The sequence below is a fragment of the Streptomyces sp. NPDC126503 genome, from assembly GCF_040302405.1.
Classification (GTDB): domain Bacteria; phylum Actinomycetota; class Actinomycetes; order Streptomycetales; family Streptomycetaceae; genus Streptomyces; species Streptomyces gulbargensis.
The window spans coordinates 486,783-510,931 of sequence record NZ_JBEORS010000002.1; the positions used below are offsets into that span (position 1 = coordinate 486,783).

At 74.6% G+C, this 24,149-nt stretch carries 21 protein-coding genes; 9 read left to right on the forward strand and 12 right to left on the reverse strand.

What is annotated here, in order from left to right; genetic code table 11:
- Positions 1-123: 123 nt before the first annotated feature.
- The 6 genes from cseC to ABTY40_RS05110 form a co-directional block, all read right to left on the reverse strand.
- On the reverse strand, positions 124-1,440 hold the full coding sequence (gene cseC / locus ABTY40_RS05085) for a two-component system sensor histidine kinase CseC (protein ID WP_352058203.1): 1,317 nt from the start codon (positions 1,438-1,440) through the stop codon (positions 124-126).
- Between the two features lie 7 nt (positions 1,441-1,447).
- Entirely contained in the window at positions 1,448-2,152 is a 705-nt protein-coding gene (gene cseB / locus ABTY40_RS05090) for a two-component system response regulator CseB (RefSeq protein WP_345288437.1), read from the reverse strand.
- A gap of 101 nt (positions 2,153-2,253) precedes the next feature.
- Positions 2,254-2,946: a hypothetical protein gene (locus ABTY40_RS05095; protein ID WP_502990495.1), complete on the reverse strand. Its 693-nt coding sequence runs from the start codon at positions 2,944-2,946 to the stop codon at positions 2,254-2,256.
- A 116-nt stretch (positions 2,947-3,062) separates the two neighbouring features.
- Entirely contained in the window at positions 3,063-3,638 is a 576-nt protein-coding gene (locus ABTY40_RS05100; RefSeq protein ID WP_352058204.1) for a SigE family RNA polymerase sigma factor, read from the reverse strand.
- A gap of 246 nt (positions 3,639-3,884) precedes the next feature.
- Positions 3,885-4,874, reverse strand: coding sequence for an iron-sulfur binding domain-containing protein (locus ABTY40_RS05105; RefSeq protein WP_352058205.1), 990 nt, complete (start codon positions 4,872-4,874; stop codon positions 3,885-3,887).
- Positions 4,875-4,907: 33 nt separating this feature from the next.
- Positions 4,908-5,594: a phosphatase PAP2 family protein gene (locus tag ABTY40_RS05110; RefSeq protein ID WP_352058206.1), complete on the reverse strand. Its 687-nt coding sequence runs from the start codon at positions 5,592-5,594 to the stop codon at positions 4,908-4,910.
- Positions 5,595-5,796: 202 nt separating this feature from the next.
- On the opposite strand from ABTY40_RS05110, the gene ABTY40_RS05115 reads away from it, so the two are divergent.
- Positions 5,797-6,681, forward strand: a complete 885-nt coding sequence (locus tag ABTY40_RS05115) for a hypothetical protein (RefSeq protein ID WP_352058207.1) — start codon at positions 5,797-5,799, stop codon at positions 6,679-6,681.
- A 50-nt stretch (positions 6,682-6,731) separates the two neighbouring features.
- On the opposite strand, the gene disA is transcribed toward ABTY40_RS05115, so the two are convergent.
- Positions 6,732-7,856 (reverse strand): DNA integrity scanning diadenylate cyclase DisA, encoded by a 1,125-nt coding sequence (disA, locus tag ABTY40_RS05120; protein WP_345288448.1) that lies wholly within the window; start codon positions 7,854-7,856, stop codon positions 6,732-6,734.
- Positions 7,857-8,186: 330 nt separating this feature from the next.
- Positions 8,187-9,593 carry a DNA repair protein RadA gene (radA, locus tag ABTY40_RS05125; RefSeq protein WP_352058208.1) on the reverse strand — a complete coding sequence of 469 codons (1,407 nt, stop codon included), beginning with the start codon at positions 9,591-9,593 and terminating at the stop codon, positions 8,187-8,189.
- A 207-nt stretch (positions 9,594-9,800) separates the two neighbouring features.
- Between radA and ABTY40_RS05130 the strand changes: the two genes are divergently transcribed.
- Positions 9,801-11,618: a BACON domain-containing protein gene (locus ABTY40_RS05130; RefSeq protein ID WP_352058209.1), complete on the forward strand. Its 1,818-nt coding sequence runs from the start codon at positions 9,801-9,803 to the stop codon at positions 11,616-11,618.
- Positions 11,619-11,691: 73 nt separating this feature from the next.
- On the opposite strand, the gene ABTY40_RS05135 is transcribed toward ABTY40_RS05130, so the two are convergent.
- Complete coding sequence (locus tag ABTY40_RS05135) at positions 11,692-12,537, reverse strand: DUF3109 family protein (protein WP_352058210.1); 846 nt, start codon at positions 12,535-12,537, stop codon at positions 11,692-11,694.
- 41 nt (positions 12,538-12,578) lie between these two features.
- Between ABTY40_RS05135 and ABTY40_RS05140 the strand changes: the two genes are divergently transcribed.
- The 3 genes from ABTY40_RS05140 (at position 12,579) to ilvD (ending at position 16,534) form a co-directional block, all read left to right on the forward strand.
- Positions 12,579-13,508 (forward strand): Ppx/GppA family phosphatase, encoded by a 930-nt coding sequence (locus tag ABTY40_RS05140; RefSeq protein WP_352058211.1) that lies wholly within the window; start codon positions 12,579-12,581, stop codon positions 13,506-13,508.
- 126 nt (positions 13,509-13,634) lie between these two features.
- Positions 13,635-14,546 (forward strand): sugar phosphate isomerase/epimerase family protein, encoded by a 912-nt coding sequence (locus ABTY40_RS05145; protein ID WP_352058212.1) that lies wholly within the window; start codon positions 13,635-13,637, stop codon positions 14,544-14,546.
- Positions 14,547-14,680: 134 nt separating this feature from the next.
- On the forward strand, positions 14,681-16,534 hold the full coding sequence (gene ilvD / locus ABTY40_RS05150; RefSeq protein WP_352058213.1) for a dihydroxy-acid dehydratase: 1,854 nt from the start codon (positions 14,681-14,683) through the stop codon (positions 16,532-16,534).
- A 122-nt stretch (positions 16,535-16,656) separates the two neighbouring features.
- On the opposite strand, the gene ABTY40_RS05155 is transcribed toward ilvD, so the two are convergent.
- Entirely contained in the window at positions 16,657-18,789 is a 2,133-nt protein-coding gene (locus ABTY40_RS05155) for a serine/threonine-protein kinase (RefSeq protein WP_352058214.1), read from the reverse strand.
- Between the two features lie 127 nt (positions 18,790-18,916).
- Between ABTY40_RS05155 and ABTY40_RS05160 the strand changes: the two genes are divergently transcribed.
- The 3 genes from ABTY40_RS05160 to proC all read left to right on the forward strand — a co-directional run bounded on the left by ABTY40_RS05160 (position 18,917) and on the right by proC (position 20,792).
- The gene (locus ABTY40_RS05160) at positions 18,917-19,243 is read left to right on the forward strand and encodes an SH3 domain-containing protein (RefSeq protein ID WP_352058215.1); all 327 of its coding nucleotides are present in this window, start codon (positions 18,917-18,919) and stop codon (positions 19,241-19,243) included.
- 36 nt (positions 19,244-19,279) lie between these two features.
- A complete protein-coding gene (locus ABTY40_RS05165) occupies positions 19,280-19,822 on the forward strand; it encodes a hypothetical protein (protein WP_352058216.1) in 543 nt (180 codons plus the stop codon).
- Positions 19,823-19,982: 160 nt separating this feature from the next.
- The gene (gene proC / locus ABTY40_RS05170; protein WP_309057441.1) at positions 19,983-20,792 is read left to right on the forward strand and encodes a pyrroline-5-carboxylate reductase; all 810 of its coding nucleotides are present in this window, start codon (positions 19,983-19,985) and stop codon (positions 20,790-20,792) included.
- A gap of 17 nt (positions 20,793-20,809) precedes the next feature.
- Here proC and ABTY40_RS05175 read toward each other — a convergent pair whose 3' ends face one another.
- The gene (locus ABTY40_RS05175) at positions 20,810-21,397 is read right to left on the reverse strand and encodes a cysteine hydrolase family protein (RefSeq protein ID WP_352058217.1); all 588 of its coding nucleotides are present in this window, start codon (positions 21,395-21,397) and stop codon (positions 20,810-20,812) included.
- Positions 21,398-21,470: 73 nt separating this feature from the next.
- Between ABTY40_RS05175 and ABTY40_RS05180 the strand changes: the two genes are divergently transcribed.
- Positions 21,471-22,469 (forward strand): GlxA family transcriptional regulator, encoded by a 999-nt coding sequence (locus ABTY40_RS05180; protein WP_352058218.1) that lies wholly within the window; start codon positions 21,471-21,473, stop codon positions 22,467-22,469.
- On the opposite strand, the gene trpS is transcribed toward ABTY40_RS05180, so the two are convergent.
- The gene (gene trpS / locus ABTY40_RS05185) at positions 22,436-23,434 is read right to left on the reverse strand and encodes a tryptophan--tRNA ligase (RefSeq protein ID WP_352058219.1); all 999 of its coding nucleotides are present in this window, start codon (positions 23,432-23,434) and stop codon (positions 22,436-22,438) included. The two genes, ABTY40_RS05180 and trpS, sit on opposite strands and share 34 nt — an antisense overlap.
- Positions 23,435-24,149: the final 715 nt, after the last annotated feature.

Sequence of the window (24,149 nt, forward strand, 5' to 3'; positions counted from 1 at the left end):
CTGACCCGCTCCGGCCGCCCGGCCGCCCCGCCTTCACCACCAGCCACTCCGGCCCCCGCCGACGCAGGTCGTGAACCGGCCGCCCGGCCGTACCACCACCACTCCACGTCCCCCGCCCGCGCCTCAGTCCGGGAGCCGCAGCACCGGGAAGCTCCCCGTGTTCGTCGGGGCGTGGTCCGGCAGCCACAGCACCGCGATGGCCCCGCCCACACCCTCGGGCGCCCCCTCCGCCGCCACGTTCCGGAAGGTCAGCCGGGCGCCGAGGACCCGCGCCTGACCGGCGGCGATGGTCAGGCCCAGGCCGTGTCCGCGTCCGGCGCGGTCGCTCGCCCCCGTACGGAAGCGGCTCGGGCCCTCCTTCAGGAGCGCCTCGGGGAACCCGGGCCCGTGGTCGCGGACCCGTACCACCCGGCCCTCGACGGTGACCTCCACCGGCGGCTTCCCGTGCCGGGCCGCGTTGGCCAGCAGATTGCCGAGGATCCGCTCCAGGCGACGCGGATCGGTGTTCACCCACGACTCGTGGACGACCCGCACGACGACCGCCGGATCCAGTGTCCGCACCCGCCGCTCCACGAACTCCCCGAGGGCGATCTCCTGGAGCTCGGCCCGCTCCGAGGCCCCGTCGAGCCGGGCCACCTCCAGCACGTCCTCGACCAGCGTCCGCATGGCCTGCGCCCGGTCCCGTACGAGCTCCGACGGCCGGCCCGGCGGCAGCAGCTCGGCCGCTGTGAGCAGCCCGGTCACCGGGGTCCGCAGCTCGTGCGCGATGTCCGCCGTCACCCGCCGCTCGGCCTCGATCCGCTCGTGCAGGGCGTCGGTGAGCGCGTCGATCGCCCAGGCCAGGTCGTCGGTCTCGTCCCGCACGACCCCGCCCACGGCCTCCCGCACCCGCACGTCGGTGTTGCCCTGGGCGACCCGCCCGGCGGCGGCGGCCGCCTTCCGCAGCCGCCGCGAGAGCTGGGCGCCGATGAGGATGCCGCCCGCGCAACCGCCGAGGACGACCGTCACCGACCCGATGACGAGCGCCCGGTCCAGATCCGCCATGATCCGAGCGCTGCGGTCCGCGAAGGGGATGTGCAGCGAGAGCACGTCACCGTTGGCCAGGGGCACGGCGGCCCACACGTCGGGCGGTCCGCCGTGCCGGTGCTCCTGCACGAACGTGCCGCGCCGCCGGTCCCGCATCAGCTGGTCGAGCTGCGGCGGCAGCGCCGGGTCGTTGATCTTGGTGCCGAAGCGGGGCTCCTTCGGCTTGGACGTCTCGTACATCCGCTGGGCGAAGAGCAGCCGCTCCATCTGCACCTCGCGCGCGTTGTCCAGCATCGAGATGCGGGCGGCGTTGTGCACGACCACGCTCAACGTGACCGCGATGAGCGCGCTGACGGCCGAGATGGCGAAGGCGATCTTCCAGCGGACGCCGGTACGGAGGCGGAACCGTCCCACCGGCCCGTCAGCCCCTGAGCTTGTAGCCGAAGCCGCGGACCGTCTCGATACGGTCCTGGCCGATCTTGGCGCGCAGCCGCTGCACGTGGACGTCCACGACGCGGGTGTCGCCGCCCCAGCCGTAGTCCCACACCCGCTCCAGGAGCTTGTCCCGGGACAGGACGGTGCCGGGGGCCGAGGAGAACTCCAGGAGCAGGCGCATCTCGGTCGGCGTGAGCGCCACCGGCGCCCCGCCCCTGCGGACCTCCATGCCCTCGGTGTCGACCTCCAGGTCCCCGAAGACCAGCAGGCCGCCGCCGTCCGCCGCAGCGTCCTCGCGCTCGGCGCCCGCGGGGCCGCCCGCGTGGCCGAAACGGCGCAGTACGGCCCGGATGCGGGCCATCAGCACGGACCCGTCGAAGGGCTTGGTGACGTAGTCGTCGGCCCCCGCCTCCAGGCCGAGCACGACGTCGATCGAGTCGGCGCGGGCGGAGAGCATGATCACCGGGACGGTCGACTCGTCACGGATGCGGCGGCAGAGGCTCACGCCGTCCATGCCCGGCAGCATCACGTCGAGCAGGGCGATGTCCGGGCGGTGGGCCCGAAAGGCGTCAAGGCCGGAGAGGCCGTCCGGCATGGCCGTGACCCGGAAGCCGTCCCGCTCCAGGGCCAGCTGGGTGGCCTCGCGGATGACGTCGTCGTCCTCGACGAAGAGGACGTGGGTTTCGGCCATCGTGCGTGTCCTTCGAAGGTCTCTCGAACGGGGGAGGGGCGGCCCTGGCGGGGCCCGTTGCGGGGGGAACGGGAAAGGCGGGCGGGGTCCGGGGGTCCGGCTCAGCCCGTCCCGGGCTCGGCCGGCTCGGGCTCGACGCCGTCGCCCAGGGCCCGGCTGTAGTCGTTGTGCACCCAGTCGTGCTGCGTGAACCTGTTTCCCGTCCAGCGGTACGTGATCACGTCCTCGCCCGACGGGTAGGCGACCGGATCGCCCTTCGCGTACACCTGCTTCGTGACGATCAGGTCACCCCGGTCGATCGTCGCGTAGACCGCCGCGTCCTCGGCCATGAACACGTTCTCGTACCGGTCGCTCTGCTTCCGGTACACGTACGTGCCGATGCCGACGGCGTCCCCGCAGGTCATCACGTTGACGACGACGTCCGGGGCGGCGGAGCCGGTCAGATTGCCGTAGGAGGCGTCCACCGGGTAGGCGTCCGCGACACACGGCTTCAGGTCCGCCTTCAGCCGCTCGCCGATCTTCGGGTCGCTCTTGAGCAGGGTGATCGGGTCCACCCGCTCGGCCGGTCCGGGACCGTCGCTCGCCGCGGGGGAGGGCGGCGACGCGGCCGTGGCGCCCTCGTCGGAACGGGCCGCGCCCTCGTCGCGCGAGCCGGTGCCGCCGGTGGAGCAGGCGGCCAGGGAAAGGCCGGCGGCGACGAGCCCGGCCACCGCCGTGAGGCCCGCCGCCCGCACCGTACGCCGACGGCGGCGGCCACCGGTCCCGTACCGGTCACCACCGCCCGCCCCGCGCACCGCTTCCCCGCCGCCGGATCCGGAGCCCCCGCCGGAAGCGCAGCCCCGGCCGTGTCCGCCGTCGCCGGGCCCGTCACCGACGCGTCCGCCGCCGGTTCTGCCGCCGGCTTCGCCGTCTAGGCCGCGCACCGCTCCCGCCCTCCTTCGTCACCCCGTACGGTCCTCGTCCGCTCCCCGGTCCCGCCCGGCGCGCGGGCGTCCAGGTCACGGCGCTCCAGCTCCTGGCGGAGCCGCGCGAGCGCCCGGTGGAGCGTCGACTTCACGGTACCGGTCGACATGCCGAGCGCCGCCGCCGTCTCCTCCGTGCTCATCTGCTCCCAGTGGCGCAGCACGACGACGCTCCGCTGCTTGGGCGCGAGGACCTTCAGGACGTCCATCAGCAGGGCGCGGTCGGCGTGCTGCTCGGTCGGGTCGTCCACGCTGCCGTCGGGCAGCTGCTCGGTGGGGACCTCCTCCAGCTTGCGCGCGCGCCACCACTCGGTCCGGGTGTTGATCATCACCCGGCGCAGGTAGGCGTCGGCGAGGGACTTGTCGGCGATGCCGTCCCAGCGGCCGTACGTGCGGGCCAGCGCCGTCTGGAGCAGGTCCTGGGCGTCGACCGGGTCCGGGACGAGACGGCGGGCGCTGCGCAGCAGCGCGTCCTGCCGCGTGCGTACGTACTCCTCGAAGTCGAGCACCTCGCCGTGCCTCATCCGAACCGCCTCCGATCCCCGTGACCTGCTTGTTCCCTCGTGTCGGCGACGACGCTACGGAGGAGTTGTCACGGGGCTGTGCGGGGCAGCCGTCGGTGGACGCACGGCTACCCATCGGTTGTGTAACAGCCGGGGGAGGGCGCGGCAGAGTGGACCGGGCCCCTCCGGAGAGCCGGGGCGCCCCGGCCCCCGGGGAGCCGTGGACGCGGGGGCCCTTCCGGAAGCCGCAGAGGCCGCCCGGGTCCCTCAGGAGAGCGGCAGGCGGTACCGGCCGTCGTCCAGGGGCTCGACCAGGCCGTCCGCGACCAGGCCGTCCAGTGCCCGGGCCCGCTGGACCGGCTCGTCCCAGACCCGGTCCAGGGCCGCCTGCGCGACCGGCTCCCGGCTCTCCCGCAGGACGGCGAGGAGCCGTCCGCGCACCTGGCGGTCGGTGCCCGCGTACGTCTGGCCGCGGCGCGGCGGCCCGTCGTGCGCAGGCTTCCCCGCGAGCCGCCACACGCACCGCGCGGCGATCGGGCAGCGCCCGCAGTCCTCGTTCTTCGCCGTGCACACCAGGGCGCCCAGCTCCATGGAGGCCGCGGCCCAGCGGGCCGCGGTGGGCTCGTCCTCGGGCAGCAGCGCGCGGGCGAGCCGCCGCTCGGCGGCCGTGGTGGCGTTCGGGGGGTACTGGACGCCGGTCGCCGCGCGAGCGAAGACCCTGCGCACATTGGTGTCGAGGACCGGGTGGCGCTGCCCGTACGCGAAGGAGGCCACGGCCGCCGCCGTGTACTCGCCGATGCCCGGCAGCGCGAGGAGCTGGGCGTGATCGCTCGGTACGTCGCCGCCGTGCCGTTCCGTTATGGCCACGGCCGCCGCGTGCAGCCGCAGCGCACGGCGCGGGTAGCCGAGCCTGCCCCAGGCGCGGACCGCCTCGCCGGGGGCCTCGGCCGCCAGGTCGGCGGGGCGGGGCCAGCGGGCGAGCCACTGCTCGTACACCGGGAGGACCCGGACCACCGGGGTCTGCTGGAGCATGAACTCGCTGACCATCACGCCCCAGGCGCCGGCCTCGGGGCGGCGCCAGGGCAGGTCGCGGGCGTGCCGGTCGAACCAGGCGAGGACGGGACCGTGCAGCTCGGCGGGGACGACCTCGGGCCCGGCGGTCCCGTCCACCACCGGGGCGGCGGGGGACGGGGAGCCGGCCGGGCCGGAGGGGGCGCCGGAGGCGGTGGGGACGGTGGGGGCATCGAAGGAAGTCATGTCACCCCCGATCCTGGCACGACCGGCGCGCGATCAGTGCGCGCCGTGGCGCGCGCGGGGGCGGCGCTCGGAGCGCGCGGAGTAGGCGGCGGCGTGCGCCGGGGCCACGGGCCCGCGCCCGGCACACCACACCACCGCCGCGTTCCGGCTGGACCGTGCCGTGTCGACCAGGGAGCGCGTCGGGCGCCGGGCCGCCTTCATGAAGAGGACCGCGACGAGCGCCCCGAGCAGCAGGCCGGCGGTCACGTCGTGCGGGTAGTGGACGCCGACGAAGACCCGCGAGAAGGCCATGAGCAGCGCCATCGGCACGGTCAGCCAGGCCATGCCGCGCCAGGAGAGGGCGAGGGCGAGCGCGGCGGCGCCCGCGATGGCCGAGTGGTTGCTGGGGAAGGACCAGTCGCCGTACACCGGGCAGTCGACGAGCGGCGCGGGCGCGCCCACGACCGCCCGGCACGGGCGCTCCTCGTCGATCAGCGACTTCAGCCCCTCGCTCACGACGTACCCGAAGGCGGTGGCCAGCGGGGCGAGCAGGGCGAGGGCCATGGCCTCGCCGGACCGGTCACGGGAGCGCCACCAGCCGGCCAGGAACAGGGCGCCGAAGAGGAGCAGCCCCAGTTCCGTCCACACCTCCGCCAGCCACCGGAACCAGTGCGGGGTGGAGTGGGCGAAGTCGGCGACGTCGAGATACAGCCGGTCGGAGAGGTCGAGGAGGTTGTCCATGGTGCATGACGCTAACCGGAATCCTGAGTGCTCCGCCCCGGGCCAACGGCCAGAACGACCCCTGACGAAAGTGGGGGGCGTCGATTTCCGGTGCTCCGGGCGGAAGTTCCCGCTCCCGACGGATGTGATCATCGGCAAAACTTGTTGCTTCCGGCGGCGGGTGGGGCGGGAGTTGGGCGCGATCTCTCGTAAGGTTCGGGTCGTGGGATCTTTGCGCAATCCGGTCGGGCCGCTTCCCTCCACCATCTACTGGCGACGGAGGGCGGTCGCGCTGTGCCTGATCGTCCTTCTCGCCCTGCTCGCCGTATGGGTCGTCACCTCCGGTGAGGGTGGCGGGAAGAAGGCGAACGACTCGGCCAACGGTGCTTCGCCCGCCCCGTCGATCACTCCGGGGCCGTCCGGTTCGGGCCCGGCGATCAGTCAACAGCCCGGCGGACGCGAGGAGTCGGAGGACTCGGGTTCGGGTTCGGGGTCCGGTTCTGGATCCGGCTCCGGTACGGACGGAGGCTCCTCCGCCGGCGGTGACGGCGGTACGGGGGCGGACACCGGTACGGGGACGGGCGCGGGCACGGCCGGGGCCGAGGGCGGCACCGGGAACGGCGGCAAGAACGGTGACACCGACGGCGCCGGCGGTGACGGCGGCGCGGGCACCGGCGCGGGACAGCGGGTTCCGGCCGATTCCCCGCTCCCGAACTGCCCGCCCGGCGCACTGAAGTTGACGCTGCGCAGCGTCAAGGTCTCGTACGAGACGGGGGAGAAGCCCCGTTTCCAGCTGGTCGCCACCAACACCTCGGACACGGCGTGCAAGGCCGACTTCGGGCCCCGCAGCGCGGTTCTGACGATCAGTGACGCGCGGGACGAGGAGGTCTGGTCCTCCGACGACTGCCCGCGTCCCGGTGACCCGCTCCTGCTGAGCCTGCCCGCGCACTCCACCGTCACCCACACCGTGGAGTGGAACCGCGACCGGAGCGCGCCGCGCTGCGCCACCGCCCCGGCCGGTCAGGCGGGACCGGGGACGTACCTGGTGGAGGCGACGATGCCGGGCGCGAAGGTGCTGCCCGCCTCGTTCACGCTCGCCAAGGACTGACGGCCGGACGCCCACCGGTGGCGCTGCGGCCGCACCGGCCACCGCGTCGGTCAGACGTACCGCTCCAGGATGGAGGACTCGGCCAGCCGGGAGAGGCCCTCGCGCACGCTGCGCGCCCGGGCCTCGCCGACGCCGTCGACGGTCTGGAGGTCGTCCACGCTGGCGGCGAGCAGCTTCTGCAGACCGCCGAAGTGCTCCACGAGCCGCTCGATGATCGCGCCCGGCAGCCGCGGCACCTTGGCGAGGAGCCGGTAACCGCGCGGCGAGACGGCCGAGTCCAGGGTCTCGGGCGAGCCGCTGTAGCCGAGGGCCCGTGCCACCGTGGGCAGTTCGAGGAGCTCGGCGTGGGAGAGCGCGTCCAGCTCGGTCAGCGCCTCCGCGACCGTACGGGACCGCTTGGCGGTGGGCTCCGGCACGTAGTCGCGGATCACCAGCTCCCGCTCCGGCTCGACGCCCGCGATCAGCTCGTCCAGCTGGAGGGAGAGCAGCCGGCCGTCGGTGCCGAGTTCGACCACGTACTCCGCGATCTCGGTGGCGATCCGGCGGACCATCTCCAGGCGCTGGGCGACGGCCGTCACGTCCCGGACGGTCACGAGGTCCTCGATCTCCAGGGCGGAGAGCGTCCCGGCCACCTCGTCGAGCCGCAGCTTGTACCGCTCCAGGGTCGCGAGGGCCTGGTTGGCGCGGGAGAGGATCGCCGCCGACTCCTCCAGGACGCGGCGCTCGCCGTTCACGTACAGCGCGATGAGCCGCATCGATTGGGAGACGGAGACCACGGGGAAGTTGCACTGCTTGGAGACCCGGTCGGCGGTGCGGTGGCGGGTGCCGGTCTCCTCGGTGGGGATGGAGGCGTCCGGAACGAGCTGCACACCTGCCCGGTGGATCTTCGTGATGTCCTTGTCCAGGACGAGCGCGCCGTCGAGCTTGCACAGCTCGCGCAGGCGGGTCGCGGTGAACTCGACGTCCAGGACGAAGCCGCCCGTACACATCGAGTCGACTGTCTTGTCGAGGCCGAGCACGATGAGCCCGCCGGTGCTTCCGCGGAGGATCCGCTCCAGGCCGTCACGCAGGGCGGTGCCGGGCGCGACCGCGCTCAGGGCCGCGCGCATCAGCGCTTCGTTGCCGGAGCCCGCGCCGGACTTTCCAGGAGCTGCTGCCCCGTCCTTGGCTGCCACTGCACTCCTCCGGCTCGTACGGATGGGCGAGACCAGGGCAAAGTCTAGCGACACCGCCCCGCGCCGGGTTCGCCAACGGGTCCCGGACCCCCGCCGCGCCGGGCCACGACGGCCCCGGGAGCAGGGTTCACCGAGGCCTCCGCCCCTCGGCGCGCCGGGCCGGAGGGCCCCCCGAGGCACCCCGTCCGGCTCCGCCCCCGCATCGGTGCCGTCCGGTCGCGAGAGCCCGTCCTCCCGCCGGCGCGGTCGGCCGCCGGCCCGCCGCCGGTGCCGTCACCCCGCCGGTCCCGCCGCCGGCGCGGTCGGCCCGCCCGGCCCGTCGCCGTGCCGTCAGCCCACCGGGGCGTCCTCCGTGGCCTTCGCGCGGCGGCTGCGGGGCAGGACCCGCAGGGCCTCGCCCATGTCCGCGACCTCCGTCACCTTCATGCCCGCCGGGACCCGGCCCGGGTCGCCCGGGACCAGCGCGTGGGTGAAGCCCAGCCGGTGCGCCTCGGCCAGCCGGCGCTGCACGCCCGTCACCCGGCGCACCTCGCCCGCGAGCCCCACCTCACCGATCGCGACCAGGTTCTTCGGCAGCGGCGTGTCGCTCGCCGCCGAAGCGAGGGCGAGCGCGATGGCCAGGTCGGCGGCGGGCTCGGAGAGCCGCACCCCGCCCACCGTGGCGCTGTAGATGTCCCGCTTGCCGAGCGCGCTGATCCGGCCCCGCTGCTCCAGGACCGCCAGCATCATCGAGACGCGGGAGGTCTCCAGGCCGGAGGTGGTGCGGCGCGGGGAGGGGATCTGCGAGTCGACGGTCAGCGCCTGCACCTCGGCGACCAGCGGCCGGCGGCCCTCCAGGGTCACCGTCAGGCAGGTGCCGGGCACGGCCACGTCGCGCCGGGTCAGGAAGAGGCCCGAGGGGTCGGCGAGCCCGGTGATCCCCTCGTCGTGCAGCTCGAAGCAGCCGACCTCGTCGGTCGCCCCGTACCGGTTCTTCACGCCCCGGACCAGGCGCAGGCGGGCGTGCCGGTCGCCCTCGAAGCTCAGCACGACGTCGACCAGGTGCTCCAGGAGCCGGGGGCCGGCGATGGCGCCGTCCTTGGTGACGTGGCCGACGAGCAGCGTGGACATGCCCCGCTCCTTCGACGCCCGGATGAGCGCTCCGGCGACCTCGCGGACCTGGGCCATGCCGCCGGGGGCGCCGTCGATCTCGGGGGACGCGACCGTCTGCACCGAGTCCAGGACCAGCAGGGAGGGCTGCACGGCGTCCAGGTGCCCGAGCACGGCGGAGAGATCGGTCTCGGCCGCCAGGTACAGGTGGTCGTCGATCGCGCCGATCCGGTCGGCGCGCAGCCGGACCTGGCTCGCGGACTCCTCGCCCGTCACGTACAGGGTGCGGTGGGCCTCGCTCGCCGCCTTGGCGGCCACGTCGAGCAGGAGCGTGGACTTGCCGACGCCGGGCTCGCCGGCGAGCAGCACGACGGCACCGGGCACCAGTCCGCCGCCGAGGACCCGGTCGAGCTCGTCGACGCCGGTGGACCGGGCGGTGGCCTGCCGGCCGTCGACCTGGCCGATGGGCAGCGCGGCGGTGGAGACCCGGCCGGCCGCGGTCGTGCGGACGGCGGGCGCGCCGTACTCCTCGACCGTGCCCCATGCCTGGCATTCGGGGCAGCGGCCGAGCCACTTGGCCGTCTGCCAGCCGCACTCGGTGCAGCGGTAGGACGGCCTGTCCTTGGCGGTTTTCGTACGGGCAGCCATGGTCCACACCGTAGCCGCCGCCACCGACAACGGGCCGCGGCCGTCCACAGGCGGCGGCGACGCGGGACCGCCCGGCGAGCCCCAGGGGGCGCACTCAGAAGCGGAACACTACGTTCCTGTCCCCCTTCGGGCGATACCTTCACCCGTAGGGGTGAGAACCGTTCCATTGGTACGAAGAGTGCCCCCGCTCCCGCCTACGGTCGCCCAGTGACGAGCAGCAGGCTGGATCCCCCCTCACGCACTCCCGGCGCACACCGGGCGCACCGCGCCGCCGCGGACCAGGGACCGCGGACGCTCGGCCAGCGGCCCCCGGCCCGTTACGAGGCGGCCCTCGACGGCCTCTTCACGTACTGCCTCTCGGTGCTCTGCGACCACGACACGGCCACCGCCGTCCTCGGTGACGTCCTCGCCGTCGCCGAGCGCCACCACGCCCGCTGTCCCTCCGACGAGGAGGGCCGCACGGCCTGGCTGTACGCCCTCGCCCGCTGGGCGTGCCTGCGCAGCCTCGGCGAGCAGCGGCGCAGGCGCCAGGGCGCGCACACCGGGCGTCCCGCCGTCACCGCGCCCGAGCCGCCGCCCGTCCCGCCGGAGACCGCCGAGCGCCGCCGCGCCGAACTGGCCCGGCTCGCCTGGCCGGAAGCCGCCGGCACCACCCCCGAGCAGCGCGAGGCGCTGGAACTCGCCGTCCGGCACGGCCTCAGCCGCCGCCAGGTCGCCGCCGTGCTCTCGCTCGACCCGCCGGCCGCCCGGGAACTCCTCGCGGCCGCCGCCTGCGAGGTGGAGCGCACCCGGGCCGCCCTCGCCGTCGTGGAGACCGGCGGCTGCCCCACCGTCGCCCGGCTCACCGGCGACCACCGGGTCCTGCTCTCGGCCGCCCTGCGCGCCGAACTCGTCCGGCACGTCGACGACTGCCCCCGCTGCCGGAAGACCGCCGAGCGGGTCGGCGCCCGAGGGCCCTGGCCCGGCGCCACCACCCCGGCCCCCGTCCAGCTGCCGCTGGTCGAGGCGCCCCGGGCCGCCGCGTACATGGCGATGCTGCACGTGCCCCGCGCGCGGGCGGGCGCCCCCCGTTTCTCCCCGACCGGCTTCCCCCTGGACCCGAAGGACCACGCGGCCCGCCGCGACCGGCTGCGGGCCAGGGCCGTGACCACGACCGTCGTCGCGGCCGTCGTCGCCGCCCCGGTCCTCGCCCTGTGGAGCTCGTACCGGGGGGCCCCGGCCGCGGACGAGCGGGGCCGGGAGGACGCCCGGATCAGCGCGCGCGAGGACGGGGGGCCGACGGGCGCGGACGGCCGTTCGTACGACCGGTACGAGAACGCGGGCAACTCCCACACCTCCCCCGAACACGGCTTCACCCGCGGCGGCGGCGCCCCCGGCGTCGCGGTGGAGGTCGTCAGCCCCGGCGGCCCGCCGGGCCCCGTCGCCCCGGCCCGCCCCGGCGACCCGGTCCCCGGCTGGATCACCGTCTCCGCGCGCGGCCACGGCGACCTGACCCTGCTCACGCTCACCGCCGCCGGCGCCACCCCCGTCGACTGGTCGCTGTGGACGGACGCCCCCTGGCTCTATGTCAACCGCGCCACCGGCACGCTGCGGCCCGGCGAGAGCGTCACGATCACCGTCCGCGTCGACCGCGCCCGCGAACCTCGGGGCCCGTGGAGCGCCCGGATCGGTGTCGATCCCTCCGGAGCGGTCGTACGGATCCACGGGCGGGGACAGGCCGAGGTGCCGCGCGCCGTGCCCCCGCCGCCCGTCGCGGGAACCGCCCGCCCCCCGGCGACGGAGGAACCGCCGTCCCCACCGCCCGCCACCACCGACCCGACGACACCGCCCACCGAGCCCCCGGCCACCGGGACGCCGACCGACCCGCCGCCGGCGACGAGCGAACCGCCCGCCACCACCCCGCCGCCGGCCACCACGGACCCGACCACCCCGCCCCCGACGACGGAGGAACCGCCCCCCGCCACCACCGAACCGGCCACGACCCCGCCGGCCACCGAGGAGACGCCCCCGCCGTCCTCCCCCTGAGAAGCCCGGGACGCCCGAGAAGCCTGAGACACCTGAGACGCGGGCCGGCGGGAGCAGGGGGGCCGGCGCGGGCCTACGGGGCGGGGCGCGGGTCCGCCGGGTGCGGGGCCACCAGCGGCAGCTGCGAGGCGAGCCGGGCCTCGCACAGCCCGGCCAGCACCTTGTACGCCTCCGGGCCCATCATCTCGGTGAGCTCCGGCCGGTACGTGACGTACACGGGCTCCCCGGCCCCGTGCGCCGACGTGGCCGAGGTGCACCACCAGTGCAGGTCGTGGCCGCCCGGCCCCCAGCCCCTGCGGTCGTACTCGCCGATGGACACCTGGAGGACCCGGGTGTCGTCCGGCCGGTCGATCCAGTCGTACGTCCGGCGCACCGGCAGCTGCCAGCACACGTCCGGCTTGGTCTCCAGGGGCTCGCGGCCCTCCTTCAGCGCCAGGATGTGCAGCGAGCAGCCCGCGCCGCCCGCGAAACCGGGACGGTTCTGGAAGATGCAGGAGCCCTGCCAGCGGCGGGTCTGGCGGTCGCCGTCCTCGTCGAGCTGCACCCAGCCCGTCTCCTTACCGACGGCGTGGAACTCCCACAGCTCCGGCGTGAGCCGGGCCACGTGCGAGGCCACCCGCTTCTCGTCGTCCTCGTCGGAGAAGTGCGCGCCCAGGGTGCAGCAGCCGTCGGCGGCGCGCCCCGCCTGGATGCCCTGGCAGCCGCTGCCGAAGACGCACGTCCAGCGCGAGGTCAGCCAGGTCAGGTCACAGCGGAAGACCTGCTCCTCGTCGGCGGGGTCGGGGAACTCGACCCACGCCCGGGGGAAGTCCAGGCCCTTCTCGTCCGGCTCCACGTTCCCGCCCTCGCCGCCGTTCCTGCCGTCGCCCTTGCCGCTGTTCCTGGCTTTGCCCGGCTTCGCCTTTTTCGTCTTTGGCACACCGCCAAGCGTATGCGGGCGCGCGCAGTAGCGTTTCCGCCATGAGACTCGGAGTCCTCGACGTCGGTTCGAACACGGTGCACTTCCTGGTGGTGGACGCCCACCCCGGGGCCCGCCCGCTGCCCGCCCACTCCCAGAAGGCGGAGCTGCGGCTCGCGGAGCTCCTGGACGCGCGGGGCGCCATCACCCCCGGCGGCGTCGAGCGGCTCACCGCCACCGTCCGGGAGGCGCTCCAGGCCGCCGAGGACAAGGGCTGCGAGGAAATCCTGCCGTTCGCCACGTCCGCCGTGCGCGAGGCCACCAACGCCGACGCCGTCCTGGCCCGGGTCAAGGACGAGACCGGCGTCGACCTGCAGGTCCTCACCGGCGAGGAGGAGGCCCGTCTGACCTTCCTGGCCGCCCGCCGCTGGGCCGGCTGGTCCGCCGGGAAACTGCTCCTCCTGGACATCGGCGGCGGTTCCCTGGAGGTCGCGTACGGCATCGACGAGGACCCCGACGCGGCCGTCTCCCTCCCGCTGGGCGCGGGCCGCCTCACCGCCGGATGGCTGCCGGGCGACCCGGCCGGAGCGGAGGACGTGAAGGCGCTGCGCCGCCACGTGCGCGCCCAGATCGCCCGCAGGGTGGGCGTGGTCAGCCGCTTCGGCCCGCCGGACCACGTGGTGGCCACCTCCAAGACCTTCAAGCAGCTCGCCAGGATCGCGGGCGCCCCGGGCTCCGGCGAGGGCCTCTACGTGCAGCGGGTCCTCACCCGCGCGTCCCTGCAGGAGTGGGTCCCCCGCCTCGCCGCGATGACCGTCCCCGAGCGCGCAGCCCTCCCCGGCGTCTCCGAGGGCCGCGCCGCCCAGCTCCTCGCCGGCGCCCTGGTCGCCGAGGGCGCGATGGACCTCCTGGACGTCGAGCGGCTGGAGATCTGCCCCTGGGCGCTGCGCGAGGGCGTCATCCTGCGCCGCCTGGACCACCTGCCGGTGTGAGCCGGACCCGGGGGCCCGGGGGCCGTCCCCGCCCCCGGGCCCCACCCGTGTGACCGGAACCACCCCGCCCCCCACGTGACCGGAACCACCCCCCGGCGCCCCCTACCGCCCCGTACGCTGTTCTCCGTGGCAGAACCAGTGGTGCGCGTCCCGGATGCGAAGGTCGCCCTGTCGACGGCCTCGGTCTATCCGGAGTCGACGGCGACGGCCTTCGAGATCGCGGCGCGCCTCGGCTACGACGGCGTCGAGGTCATGGTGTGGACCGACCCCGTCAGCCAGGACATCGAGGCCCTGCGCCGCCTGTCCGACTACCACCAGGTCCCGATCCTCGCCGTCCACGCCCCCTGCCTGCTCATCACGCAGCGCGTCTGGTCCACCGACCCGTGGGTCAAGCTCCGGCGCGCGCAGGCCGCGGCCGAGAAGCTCGGCGCCTCGACGGTCGTCGTGCACCCCCCGTTCCGCTGGCAGCGCCAGTACGCCCGGGACTTCGTGAGCGGCATCTGGCGGATGGCGGACGAGACCGACGTGCGGTTCGCCGTCGAGAACATGTACCCGTGGCGGTACAAGGACCGCGAGATGCTCGCGTACGCCCCCGAGTGGGACGTCACCAAGGACGACTACCGGCACTTCACCGTCGACCTCTCGCACACGGCGACCGCCCGCACGGACGCCCTCGCGATGATCGACCGCATGGGCAACCGCCTGGGACACGTCCACCTCGCCGACGGGCGCGGCTCGGCCAAGGACGAGCACCTGGTGCCGGGCCGCGGCACCCAGCCCTGCGCCGAAGTCCTGGAGCGCCTCGCCCGCACCGGCTTCGACGGGCACGTCGTCATCGAGGTCAACACCCGGCGGGCGATGTCCGCCGCCGAACGCGAGGCCGATCTCGCGGAGGCCCTCGCCTTCACCCGCCTCCACCTCGCCTCCCCGGCCGCCGGCCACCCCACGGGCCTCACGCGCCCCTCGGCCTCCGCACGACCGTCCGGCGGTGCCCGCCCGTCCACAACGGCGCCGCCCTCCGGGGCGCCCCGCGCCTGACGGGCCGGCCGAACCCCGACCGGAGCCGGACCGAGGACTGAACACCCCGTCCGCGATGCGGACAGCATGTCCAGATCTTGGAGCGGCGGCGTACGCTCGACAGCAAGCACACCCGTCACGAGGAGCGAGCGACGATGCCCCAGCTGAGGTCCCGCACTGTCACCCACGGCCGCAACATGGCGGGCGCCCGCGCCCTTATGCGCGCCTCCGGTGTACCGGGCGCGGACATCGGCCGTAAGCCGATCGTCGCGGTCGCCAACTCCTTCACGGAGTTCGTCCCCGGCCACACCCACCTCCAGCCGGTCGGCCGGATCGTCTCCGAGGCCATCACGGCCGCCGGTGCCATCCCGCGCGAGTTCAACACGATCGCCGTGGACGACGGCATCGCCATGGGCCACGGCGGCATGCTCTACTCCCTGCCCTCCCGCGACCTGATCGCGGACAGCGTGGAGTACATGGTCGAGGCCCACTGCGCCGACGCCCTGATCTGCATCTCCAACTGCGACAAGATCACCCCGGGCATGCTGATGGCCGCCCTGCGGCTCAACATCCCGACGGTCTTCGTCTCCGGCGGCCCGATGGAGTCCGGCCGCGCCACCCTGGTCGACGGCACGGTCCGCACGCTCGACCTGGTCGACGCGATGGCCGACGCGGTGAACCCGAAGATCTCCGACGAGGACATGCTCCGCATCGAGGAGAACGCCTGTCCGACCTGCGGGTCCTGTTCCGGCATGTTCACCGCCAACTCGATGAACTGCCTCACCGAGGCGATCGGCCTCTCCCTCCCCGGCAACGGTTCGCTGCTGGCCACCCACACCGCCCGCAAGGCGCTGTACGAGAACGCCGCCCGCACCGTCGTCGACATCACCCGCCGCTACTACGAGCAGGACGACGACTCGGTCCTGCCCCGCTCGATCGCGACCCGCGCGGCCTTCGAGAACGCCATGGCCCTCGACATCGCCATGGGCGGCTCGACCAACACGATCCTGCACCTGCTCGCCGCCGCCCAGGAGGCCGAGCTGGACTACGGCCTGCCGGACATGGACGAGGTCTCGCGCCGCGTCCCCTGCCTGGCCAAGGTCGCCCCCAACGTCGCCAAGGACCGCACGTACTACATGGAGGACGTGCACCGGGCCGGCGGCATCCCCGCGATCCTGGGCGAGTTGTACCGCGGCGGTCTCCTGAACGAGGACGTGCACGCCGTCCACGCGCCCTCCATCAAGCAGTGGCTGGAGACCTGGGACGTGCGCGGCGGCTCGCCGTCCGAGGAGGCCGTCGAGCTGTGGCACGCGGCCCCCGGCTGCGTCCGCTCGGCGACCGCCTTCTCCCAGTCCGAGCGCTGGGAGTCGCTGGACGTGGACGCGGCGAACGGCTGCATCCGCGACGTGACCCACGCCTACTCCAAGGACGGCGGCCTCGCCGTCCTGCACGGCAACCTCGCCGCCGACGGCTGCGTCGTGAAGACGGCCGGCGTGGACGAGTCGATCTGGACCTTCGAGGGCCCGGCGGTCGTCTGCGAGTCGCAGGACGAGGCCGTCGAGAAGATCCTCAACAAGCAGGTCAAGGACGGCGACGTGGTCGTCATCCGGTACGAGGGCCCCAAGGGCGGCCCCGGCATGCAGGAGATGCTCTACCCGACCTCCTTCCTCAAGGGCCGCGGCCTCGGCAAGACCTGCGCGCTCGTGACGGACGGCCGCTTCTCCGGCGGCACGTCGGGCCTGTCCATCGGCCACGCCTCCCCGGAGGCGGCCTCGGGCGGCACCATCGCCCTGGTGGAGGACGGCGACCGCATCCGCATCGACATCCCGAACCGCTCGATCGAACTGCTCGTGGACGACGAGACCCTGGCGGCCCGCCGCGAGGCGCTCGGCGGCGTGTACGCGCCGAAGAACCGGCAGCGCAAGGTGTCGGCGGCGCTGCGGGCGTACGCGGCGATGGCGACGAGCGCGGACAAGGGCGCGGTCCGGGACGTGTCCAAGCTGGGCTGACCGGGCCCGGGAGACCTTTCTTCCGTACGACGGCGGGGCGTGAGCGACGGGCTCACGCCCCGCCGTCGTCCCCGGGCCTCACACCGGCCGGCCCGCGTCCCCTCGGCAGGCGGGTGTGCCCCTCACCAGCGCCCCGGCTCCGCCCCGTCCACCGCGAAGACCGACCCGTCCGGCGCGGTGGCCACGACCCGCCCGCCGAGGACCACCGGCGGAGCGACGGCGGCCCGGTGGCCGAGCCGCCCGTCGCGCAGGCGGGGCTCGGTCTGACCGGTCAGGGCGCCGCGGGCCGTGTCCACCGCGAGCAGCCGGCCGTCCGCCGCCGAGAGGTACAGCCGGTCGCCCTCGCCGAGGACGGGGGCGGACACCGGCCCGGCCGCCGTGGACAGCTGCCACAGTTCGCGGCCGCCCGGCACGGACGTGTCGACGGCGACGAGCATGCCGGTGCGTTCCAGCAGGTAGACGGTGGTGCCCCGGACGGCGACGCGCGGCTCGCCCATCCGGAACGGCAGCGGCACCCGGTGCGCCGCCCCGCTCGCGGGGTCGTACCGGACGACTGCTTCTGTCTGCGAGTCGAGCCGCTGCGCCGTCAGGATCACCGCACCGGCCGGCCCCGTGGCCACCGGCAGGAGCAGCCCGTCGAGGGCGCGCCGGTGCACCACCTCCCCGGTCCGTGCCCGGACCGCGCTGAGCAGGGTCCGCGTGCCGTCCGCCGACTGCTCGTGGACGTGGACGAGCCCGGTCGCCGGGTCGTACGGGCCGAAGCGCGGGTCCGTGTGCCCGCGCAGGTGCCGCTGCCAGAGCCGCGCGCCGGTGGCCCCGTCGAGGGCGGTCACCGCGCCGGAGGGCGAGCCGAGGAGCAGCACGTCCCCGGCGGGGGTGGCGCTCCCGGTGAATCCGCCCAGGTCCACGCCCCACCCCGGGGCGCCGGTGGCCGCGTCGAAGGTCGCGTACCGCTCGCCGGTGAGGGTGCCGACCCGCCCGCCGGCCGGGACCGGGGCCTCGACCACCGCCTCGGCGGGCAACGGGCGGGACCAGAGGACCTTCCCGGTGGCCGGGTCGATCCGCGCCGCCCCCACGCCGCGCACGGAACAGTGCAGGGTGCCGCCGGGCCCGGCCGCACACGCCGGCGCCGTGTCACCGCCCGGCAGCAGCGGGGTCCGCCAGGTGCCGAGCGGTCCGGCCGCCGCCGCCTGGCGTGAGGTCTCCAGGGCGTCGGGCTGCTGCGCCCACCGCACGGCGAGGGTGCCGCCCGCGGCCAGGACGGCGAGCGCGAGAAGGGCCGTGAGGGCGCGCGGCCGCCGGCGACGGGACGCGGGCCGGCCGGCGGCGGGCACCGCGCGCAGGGCGCGCGTGTCCGTGTCCCGTACGGCATCGGCGGCGGGCGCGCCCGGAGTCCTCCGCTGCGCCGATATGAAGGCCGTCGCCTCGTAGGAGGGCGGCAGCAGCGCCGCCATCACCTCGTCCGGGGTGGGCCGCTCCGCCGGGTCCTTGGCCAGGCAGCGGGCGACCAGCGGGGCGAGGTCGGCGGGCACGCCGGTCAGGTCCGGCTCGTCGTGCACGACCTGGTACGCCACGATGTACGGGCTGTCCGAGTCGAAGGGCCCGCGGCCGGTCGCGGCGTGCACCAGGACCGAGCCGAGCGCGAAGACGTCGGCGGCCGGACCCACCTGCCGGGGGCGCTGGAACTGCTCGGGCGCCATGTAGGGCGGCGAGCCGATCAGCTTGCCCGTCTCGGTCCGCAGGTCGCTGTCGACGGGGCGGGAGATGCCGAAGTCGATAACCTTGGGGCCCGTGTCGGTGAGCAGCACGTTGCCCGGTTTGAGGTCGCGGTGGACCACGCCCGCCCGGTGGATGTCGCGGAGCGCCTCCGCCAGCCCGGCGGTCAGCCGCCGCAGCTCGGCCGGGGACAGCGGTCCGTTCCGCCGGACCTGCTCGGCCAGCGTCGGGCCGGGCACGTAGAGGGTGGCCATCCAGGGCCGCGCGGCGTCCGGGTCGGCGTCGACGACGGGCGCGGTGAAGGCCCCGCTGACCCGGCGGGCGGCGGCGACCTCCTGCCGGAAGCGGGCCCGGAACTCCGGGTCCGAGGCGTACGTCTCGTGCACGACCTTGACCGCGAGCCTCAGCCCGGACGCCGAGCGGGCCAGATGGACGACGCCCATGCCCCCGGACCCGAGCGGCGCCTCCAGACGGTACTCCCCCGCGTACCGCGGCTCCTCCGCCTCCCGGCCGGCGCCGGTGCTGCGCAACGGTGGCATAGCCCCACCTCGTGTTTCCCCCGTGAAATTCGTGCGCGCGCACGACGCTCGGAGCCTAGTGGACGCCCCTTCGATTCCCGCCAGGGCTTGGTAGCCTGCGCGCGTCGTTCGAACGGGGGAATTCACCATGTCCATTGACGAGACGTCACCGTCCACCGCCGCGCCCGCCGGGGACGCGGAACCCGCCACCGCCGCCGCGCTCGCGGTCACCCGCTACCCGGTGGCGCCGGGCCACCGGGTGAACGTGCGCAGCGGCCCGGGGACCACGTACCGGCTCGTGCGGACCCTGCCGTACGGAGCGTCGGTGCCGATCTACTGCCAGCGCCCGGGGGAGTGGGTCACCGGCCCGTACGGCACGACGAACGTCTGGGACAACATCGCCGACGGCGAGTACGTCTCCGACGCCTACGTGCGGACCGGCAGCGACGGCTACGTCGCCCCGCGCTGCGGCTGACCGCCCCCGCCACCGCTCACGGGGATAATCGTCCCCGTGAGCGACGACGACCGTACCGACCCGACCGGCCCCGCCACCCCTCCCGGGGAGGGCGGCCCGAGCGCTCCCGCCGGGCCCCGGCCCGAGGAGATCCGTTTCTTCGGTACGACCTGGGTCGACCACAGCGGCCACTACGCGCTGCGCCGGGCCGCCCTGGCCGCCGGCGCGCTGCTCGCCGCCGCCGCGGGCTGCCTCGTGCTCCGTTTCGCCTACCAGGGCCTGGAGATCGCGGCCGTGGGCGGCTTCGTCAACGCGCTGGTCGTCGTCATGTTCGCCGTCTGCAGCGCCGTCGCCTTCCGCAAGACCTGGGAGGGCTTCGGCCGCCGTCCCGCCGACCCGGCCCGTGAGGACTCCCTGCGCAGCCTGAAGATGATCGGCTTCGTCGGCTCCCTCCTCGCCTACTTCTTCCGCTGCTTCACCGAGGCGCCGGGCGAGAAGCTGCGGCGCGCCGAGTACGAGACGGCCCGCGCCCGCCACGAGAAGCGGCGCGGCACCCGCACCGGCAACCCGGCCGCCCGCAAGAAGCCCAGGCGGAAGTAGCCCCCGAGCTTCGGCGGGGCTCCCCGCCGCCCCGGCTGCCCGCCCCTCGGACACCCCACGCGCCGCGTCCGCCACCGGTGCAAGGATGGGCGCGCGGGTGCGCGTTCCCCTCCACCCGCGTGGACCGGCGTTAGGCCCCCTCCGGCGAGGTGAAAGACCCATGACCCAGACCGTCGCAGTCCTCGGCACCGGCAAGATCGGCGAGGCGCTCCTCAGCGGCATGATCCGCGCCGGCTGGCGCCCCGCCGACCTGCTGGTCACCGCCCGCCGCGCCGAGCGCGCCGAGGAGCTCCGCACCCGCTACGGCGTCGAGACCGTCACCAACGCCGAGGCCGCCAAGCGCGCCGACACCCTCATCCTGGCCGTCAAGCCCCAGGACATGGGCCGCCTCCTGGACGAGCTGGCCCCCCACGTCGCCGCCGACCGCCTCGTCATCAGCGCCGCCGCCGGCATCCCCACCTCGTTCATCGAGGACCGCCTCACCGCCGGCACCCCCGTGGTCCGCGTCATGCCCAACACCCCGGTCCTCGTGGACGAGGGCATGTCGGTGATCTCGGGCGGCAGCCACGCCACCCCCGCGCACCTCGCCCACACCGAGGAGATCTTCGGCGGCGTCGGCAAGACCCTGCGCGTCCCCGAGTCGCAGCAGGACGCCGCGACGGCCCTCTCCGGCTCCGGCCCGGCCTACTTCTACTTCCTCGTCGAGGCCATGACCGACGCGGGCATCCTCCTCGGCCTGCCCCGCGCCCAGGCCCACGACCTCATCGTCCAGGCCGCCATCGGCGCCGCCGTGATGCTCCGCGACAGCGGCGAACACCCGGTGAAGCTCCGCGAGGCCGTCACCTCCCCGGCCGGCACCACCATCAGCGCCATCCGCGAGCTGGAGAACCACGGGGTGCGGGCCGCCCTCATCGCCGCCCTCGAAGCCGCCCGCGACCGCAGCCGCGAGCTGGCCTCCGGCAACAGCTGACCGAGGGGCCGGCCGCCCTACGCGGCGCCGGCCGCCTCCACCACGTCCTGGGTGGTCACGACCCGGGCGAACCCTCCGCCGTGCAGCGAGACCGCCGTCGCCCGGGTCAGCTCCTCCGCCGTCCGCCGCCACCCGAAGGGGCCCTCCAAGTCGAAGGTGTGCATCGCGTCCAGCGCGAACAGCACCTCGTACCCCAGGTTCCCGCCCATCCGGGCCGTCGTCTCGTTGCACATGTTCGTCTGGATCCCGGCGATCACCAGCTGCCGGACCCCCTGGCCCGACAGCCAGGCGTCCAGATCCGGCTCGCCGTAGAAGGCCGAGTTCACGCTCTTGGTGACCAGCAGCTCCGGCCCGGGACCCTTCCCCCGGCGCTCCTCCACCACCTCCTTGAAGGCGTTCCCCTCCGTCCCCGGCTCCAGCGGCGAGCCCTCCTGCCGCGAGTCGTGCCGTACGAACACCACCGGCCGGCCCGTCCCCTGCCACGCGTCGATCAGCGCCGCGATGTTCCGCTCCGCGTCCGGGTTGTCCCGCCGCCCCCAGGAGGCGTGCTCGAACCCCTTCTGCACGTCGACGACCACCAGCGCCGCGTTTTCCTTGATCTCCATGCCCCGATCCTGACCCCGGCGACCCGGCCGCCCCAGAGGGAAAAAAGCCGACGATCGATGGTTTACTGCCGACATGGGAGCCCCGCAGCGCATCGCCCTCCTCTCCTTCCCCGGCATCCGCGCCTTCGACGTCTCCGTCGTCACCGAGGTCTGGGGCACCGACCGCGCCAAGCGCGGCGTCCCGCCCTTCGAACTGCGCCGGGTCGCCACCGACCCCGCAGCCCCCATCCCGCTGCGCGGCGGTCTGAGCCTCACCCCGGACCGCCCCCTCACCTGGCTGGACGGCCTCACCTCCACCGACCTCGTCCTCGTCCCGGGTGTCGAGGACCCGGACGCCGACGTCCCCGCCCCGGTCCTCGACGCCCTGCGCCGCGCCCACGCCCGTGGCATCCCGGTCGCCTCCCTCTGCGCGGGCGCCTTCGTCCTCGCCCGCGCCGGCCTCCTGGACGGCCGCCGCGCGGTCACCCACTGGCACCTGGCCCCGCTGCTCGCCGCCCGCCACCCGCGGATCCGGGTCGAGCCCGAGGCGCTCCACGTGGAGGACTCCGGCATCTGGACCTCGGCCGGGACCGCCGCCGGGATCGACCTGTGCCTCCACCTCGTCCGTACGGCCCACGGCGCGGAGGCCGCCGCCACCATCGCCCGCTCCATGGTCACGGCCCCCTTCCGCACCGGCACCCAGGCCCAGTTCATCGAGCGCCCGACTCCGCGCGCGGACCGCGACGAGGACACCCTCGCCGCCGTCCGCGCCCACGTCCTGGCCCGTCTCGACCAGCCCCACACCGTCGCGAGCCTCGCGGCGCTCGCCGGCATGTCCCCCCGCTCCTTCGCCCGCCACTTCCGGGCGACCACCGGGACCACGCCCCTGCGCTGGCTCATCACCCGGCGCGTCGCCGCCGCCCAGAAGCTCCTCGAACGCACCGACCTCCCCCTCCCCGAGGTGGCCCGCCGCGCGGGCTTCGGCAGCGAGGTCACGATGCGCCAGCACTTCGCCTCGCACCTCGCCACCAGCCCGCGCGACTACCGCGCGGCCTTCCGTCACCCGGCGGGCAGCAACCCGATCGCCCGATAGGCCCGGTCCACCAGCGGCCGGGCCATCCCGCGGGCCCGTTCGGCCCCGTCCCGGAGCACCCCGTGGACGTAGCCGGGGTCCGCGGCGAGTTCGGCGTGCCGTTCCCGTACGGGCCGCAGAAGCTCGACCACCGCGTCCGCCGTGTCCTTCTTCAGGGCCCCGTACGACGCGTACCCGCCGGCCAGCGCCTCCGGGTCCCCGTCCGTGGCGGCGGCCAGCACGTCGAGCAGGTTCGCGACTCCCGGCCGGCTCTCCCGGTCGTACACGACCTCCCGCCCGCTGTCCGTCACCGCCCGCATGATCTTCCGCCGTACGGTCTCGGCGTCGTCCAGGAGATGGACGATCCCCGCCCCCTCGGCGTGCGACTTCCCCATCTTCGTCGTGGGGTCCTGCAGGTCCATGACCCTGGCCGCCACCTCCGGCTGCGTCGCCCGCGGCACCGTGAACGTCCGCCCGTACCGCTGGTTGAACCGCACCGCCAGGTCCCGGGTGAGCTCCACGTGCTGCCGCTGGTCCTCACCGACCGGCACCTCGTCGGTCCCGTACGCCAGGATGTCCGCGGCCATGAGCACCGGGTAGGTCAGCAGCGACAGCCGCACCCCTTCCCCGGACTCCCGGGCGCGCACGCTCTTCTCCTTGTACTGGATCATGCGCCGCAGCTCGCCGTCGGTGGCCGTGCACTCCAGGAGGTAGGAGAGCCGGGCGTGCTCGTCCACGTGACTCTGGACGAACAGCGTGCACAACCGTGGATCGAGCCCCGCCGCCAGGAGCAGCGTCGCCGCCTGCCGGCTCAGCCGGGTCACCCGCCCCGGATCGTGCTCCACGGTCAGCGCGTGCAGGTCCACGACGCTGAACAGCGCCTCGGACCGGTGCTGGTCGACCTCGACCCACCGCCGTACGGCCCCGAGGTAGTTGCCCAGAGTCAGATGCCCGGTCGGCTTGACCCCGCTGAAGATCCTCTTCATCGCGTTCCTTCTCCCTCTCGGTCCACGGCCGCCGGCCCGACGGCCCCGGCTCCCGGAGGGAGATACGCGAACGGCCGCCGAGGCGGCGGCCGTCTTGATGCATGCGTCAGCTCGGGCCGCCGGTCAGGCGGCCCACCACTGGGTGGCGTGCGCATGCGTGGTCATACGGGCAGAGTACTCCCCGGGCCGGGGTTGACACGGGGTTTCCCCCTCCGTAGTGTTCTCCGGGTTGTCCGACGTGAGCACCGACTCCGGTCGGCCCCGGACAGCCATCCCGCAAGATCCTCGGAAGCATCCGGCCGCTTTGTCGCGCCGTCATGTCCTCCGCGCGTTTTTGCGAAATGAGGAATCCGCGTTCGAAGTTTGGACGGGAGCCGCCGATTAGCGTCGGGGGCCGGGAATCCGCTAAAGTCTCACTCGTCGGAACGGCCCAACAGCCGGAAAGACAACCCCTTCTGACGGGGAATCGGACGCCGAAAGGATCTGATAGAGTCGGAAACGCCGGAAGGGCCCGGAGCGAAAGCGAAAGGGACCGGAAAGCACCGAGGAAATCGGATCGGAAAGATCTGATAGAGTCGGAAACGAAGGAAGCGCCCGGAGGAAAGCCCGAGAGGGTCGGTACGAAGGAAGCGTCCGCACCTTGAGAACTCAACAGCGTGCCAAAAATCAACGCCAGATTAGTTGATACCCCGTCCATCTTCGGATGGTCGAGGTT

What these genes read in the sequence shown, in the direction of transcription:
- ABTY40_RS05160 (WP_352058215.1), top strand. Translation starts at nt 18,917, where the DNA reads ATGTCCATTGACGAGACGTCACCGTCCACCGCCGCGCCCGCCGGGGAC.
- trpS (WP_352058219.1), bottom strand. Translation starts at nt 23,434, where the DNA reads ATGAAGAGGATCTTCAGCGGGGTCAAGCCGACCGGGCATCTGACTCTG.
- ABTY40_RS05175 (WP_352058217.1), bottom strand. Translation starts at nt 21,397, where the DNA reads ATGGAGATCAAGGAAAACGCGGCGCTGGTGGTCGTCGACGTGCAGAAG.
- ABTY40_RS05100 (WP_352058204.1), bottom strand. Translation starts at nt 3,638, where the DNA reads ATGAGGCACGGCGAGGTGCTCGACTTCGAGGAGTACGTACGCACGCGG.
- radA (WP_352058208.1), bottom strand. Translation starts at nt 9,593, where the DNA reads ATGGCTGCCCGTACGAAAACCGCCAAGGACAGGCCGTCCTACCGCTGC.
- ABTY40_RS05180 (WP_352058218.1), top strand. Translation starts at nt 21,471, where the DNA reads ATGGGAGCCCCGCAGCGCATCGCCCTCCTCTCCTTCCCCGGCATCCGC.
- ilvD (WP_352058213.1), top strand. Translation starts at nt 14,681, where the DNA reads ATGCCCCAGCTGAGGTCCCGCACTGTCACCCACGGCCGCAACATGGCG.
- ABTY40_RS05105 (WP_352058205.1), bottom strand. Translation starts at nt 4,874, where the DNA reads ATGACTTCCTTCGATGCCCCCACCGTCCCCACCGCCTCCGGCGCCCCC.
- ABTY40_RS05155 (WP_352058214.1), bottom strand. Translation starts at nt 18,789, where the DNA reads ATGCCACCGTTGCGCAGCACCGGCGCCGGCCGGGAGGCGGAGGAGCCG.
- proC (WP_309057441.1), top strand. Translation starts at nt 19,983, where the DNA reads ATGACCCAGACCGTCGCAGTCCTCGGCACCGGCAAGATCGGCGAGGCG.
- ABTY40_RS05140 (WP_352058211.1), top strand. Translation starts at nt 12,579, where the DNA reads ATGAGACTCGGAGTCCTCGACGTCGGTTCGAACACGGTGCACTTCCTG.
- cseB (WP_345288437.1), bottom strand. Translation starts at nt 2,152, where the DNA reads ATGGCCGAAACCCACGTCCTCTTCGTCGAGGACGACGACGTCATCCGC.
- ABTY40_RS05110 (WP_352058206.1), bottom strand. Translation starts at nt 5,594, where the DNA reads ATGGACAACCTCCTCGACCTCTCCGACCGGCTGTATCTCGACGTCGCC.